Consider the following 2,993-nt stretch of genomic DNA (forward strand, 5'->3'; position numbering starts at 1 on the left):
AAACAGAAAGATCAACTGGTAGTAATCCGTACTGAACATATTATACATTATTTTCAGTATAGTTGAGCTTATTATTGACTAGAGTCATGCTCTTTCGCTTTAGCGGTGCGGAGCGCTCTGCGTCAGCATGAGTGCGGGTAGTTTACTAGAGGCGCTGGATGGCAACAGGAACTTGGGGAGTGGCAATGGTGCAAGTCGAGGTGTTGGCAGAACAGGCACAAAGCTGTGCCCGGCGGCTGGGGATCCCTCAGTTTGATCTCTACGGGGCTCAAGTGGATGAAACCAGCGTGCAGGTAGATCATGGGGAACCTCGCCAGGTCAAGGCTTCCCACCGCTGCAGCGTGACGGTGCGGGCCTGGAACGACCAAGGGCAGGTGGGAGTAACTTCCACCACCGATGTGGATGAGGCGGGGCTGGAACTGGCCCTGCAAACGGCCTTTGAAGCCAGCCATTTTGGCGTGCGGGAACATGCCCCTCAATTCAGCCCGGAAGCCACTCTGCCCATTGCCCAGCCTTGTAACGACAAAGGGCCGTTGGCTTTGGCCGGCGACTTGTTGGAACAGTTGGTGGCTGCCGAAAAGGCACTCCTGGGATCCCATCCCGCCATTCAGGGGGTGCCCTACAACGGCCTAGCGCAGCGGCAGATCAACCGCTTCTACCTCAATAGCCACCAAGCCCTACGACAAGAGGAGCATACCCTCGCTTCGGTTTTTCTCTACAGCAAGGCAGAGCAAGAAGGACGCAAACCCCGCAGCGCCGGAGCCATGCGAGTGGCTCGCAGCCTGGATGAGTTGGATATCCAGGGTTGTGTGCAGGAAGCTGCTGAGAAACTGATTAGCCATCTGGAGTACGAGCGGATCCCCTCTGGAAAATACACAGTGGTCTTTTCCGGAGAAGCCTTTTTGAGTTTGTTGAGCGCCTTCTCCAATGTGTTCAATGCCCAAAACATTTTGGACAACCAAAGCCTGTCCACCCCAGAATCCCTGGGCAAGACCATTGCCTCGCCTCTCCTATCGGTGTGTGACGATGCCCTACACCCGACCAATGTGGGAGCGATCAGCTTTGATGGCGAAGGCACCCCCACTCGCCGCGTCCCCCTCATCACCAATGGAGTCTTGACCCACTTTTTGCACAGCGCCGGTACAGCCAAGCGCCTAGGAGCCCAGCCCACAGGCCACGCCAATATCGGCGCCAAGGTCACAGTTGCCGCCCACTACTACCATGTATTTGCCGGGGCACCGCCGGAGAGCACCTATGACTTGGCTACGGCTGAAAATGTGGTTTGGATCGATGAGCTGCAAGCGCTTCATGCCGGCGTTAAGCCCCTACAGGGATCCTTCTCGCTGCCGTTTCAGGGGTGGTGGGTACGCCAAGGAGAACGCATCAGCATCGAAGCGGCCACGGTGGCCGGAGACTTTCTGGAGTTGTTGAAGTCGATTTTCTACGTCGAGCCCGAGCCGCAAGTCACACCGGGTGGGCTGTGTCCCCGCATCTGGGTTGCCGATCTCTCCATTACCGGCCAATAACCTTACTTTCAACTCATGAAACTGACCCGCATCGACCTCAACAGTTGGCTCATCCACACCCGGGAGCAAACCTTCCTATTGGATCCGTGGCTGGTGGATCCCCTGGTGTTTCTGGGGATCCCCTGGTTCATCCGCCTGGAGCACCGCCAGCCGCTCCCTTTTACGCCGGAGACCTTGCCCAAAATCGACGGGATCCTCCTCAGCCAAGCCCAGCCGGATCACTGCCACCCACCAACGTTGCAGCGCCTGGATAAGCGGATCCCCGTTTTGGCTTCGCCGGCTGCAGCCAGAGTCGTGAAGAGTCTGGGATTTGCAACGGTTCAGGCTCTGGATCCCTGGCAGTCCGCTCAGTGGGGGGATCTGCGGGTCACAGCCATTCCCGGTGCGCCCCTAGGGCCTGTCCGTGAGCTGGGCTATCTGCTGGAAGAGGTGTCCTCTCAGACACGGCTTTACTACGAGCCTCATCTGTCCCAGCCGGATGTCCGCCCGCGGCTGCAGCAGGAGTTTGGCTCCATCCATACCCTACTGATTCCGGTGGTGGGGCAGATCTTTCCCCTCTTGGGAGAGGTGATCATGGGGCCAGAGCGGGCCCTGGAGGTGGTGGCAGCCCTACGCCCCCAGCAGGTGATCCCTACGGCGATGGGAGAGGTGGACTACCACGGGTGGTTTGCCGCCCAGATCCGCCCCTTGGGCAGCCTGCAGGAGTTTCGAGAAAAGCTGGCAGCCTTGAATGCCGCCACGTCCCAATCCATCCAGTTGTGTTGCCCCGCCCCTGGGGAAACGGTGTCTCTTTCTGTCGTGGCCAAGACATGAGCCTTCCTTCCCAAGCCCCGCCTGATCTGGTGACCATCTTGCGGGCAGATTATGCTCGCTTTCCCAAAAATCAAACTTATTCGATTTACGATCCCCAGGTTTACTTCCGGGATCCCCTCAACGAGTTTCGCGGCTTGGATCGCTATCGCCGCATGATCGAGGGGATAGGTCGTTGGCTACAGGATATCCGTCTCGATCTGCAGGATATTCGGCAAACCGGCAACCAGATCCGCACCGAGTGGATCCTAAGCGGTTCTTTGGCTTTGCCTTGGCGTCCCCGCCTGTGCATCCCCGGCTGGACAGAGATGCAGATCAATGAGACGGGGTTGATCGGATCCCATGTTGATTACTGGCGGTGCTCCCGCTGGGAAGTGCTGCTGCAAATGTTTCGGCCTGGGGAGCCCAAAGGATCCCGTTAATAGCTTCCATCCTCTGCTAGGATCACAAAGCTGACTTTTTAGCTCTCTGGAAAGTCGCCCCTATTCTCAATCTGGAGAGATGGCCGAGTGGTCGAAGGCGCAGCACTGGAAATGCTGTGTGGGGCAACTCACCGTGGGTTCGAATCCCACTCTCTCCGCTGGAACTTGTTTGTGAGAGCAACTCACCGTGGGTAAGGCCATCCGGCCCGCTGGCGCGACCGAATCCCACTCTCTC

The 2,993-nt window shown here is 58.0% G+C and carries 3 protein-coding genes and 1 tRNA gene; all 4 read left to right on the forward strand.

The features are described from left to right. The first annotated feature begins 185 nt into the window (after positions 1-185). Complete coding sequence (locus tag ACVWYY_RS14400) at positions 186-1,526, forward strand: TldD/PmbA family protein (RefSeq protein WP_414417398.1); 1,341 nt, start codon at positions 186-188, stop codon at positions 1,524-1,526. A gap of 15 nt (positions 1,527-1,541) precedes the next feature. Continuing rightward, positions 1,542-2,339: an MBL fold metallo-hydrolase gene (locus tag ACVWYY_RS14405; RefSeq protein ID WP_457404238.1), complete on the forward strand. Its 798-nt coding sequence runs from the start codon at positions 1,542-1,544 to the stop codon at positions 2,337-2,339. Beyond that, positions 2,336-2,758, forward strand: a complete 423-nt coding sequence (locus ACVWYY_RS14410) for a DUF2358 domain-containing protein (protein WP_457404240.1) — start codon at positions 2,336-2,338, stop codon at positions 2,756-2,758. The genes ACVWYY_RS14405 and ACVWYY_RS14410 overlap by 4 nt, the downstream gene beginning before the upstream one ends. 73 nt (positions 2,759-2,831) lie before the next feature. Beyond that, positions 2,832-2,916 (forward strand) — tRNA-Ser (locus ACVWYY_RS14415). Positions 2,917-2,993 lie beyond the last annotated feature (77 nt).

The organism is Thermostichus sp. MS-CIW-34, assembly GCF_054060435.1.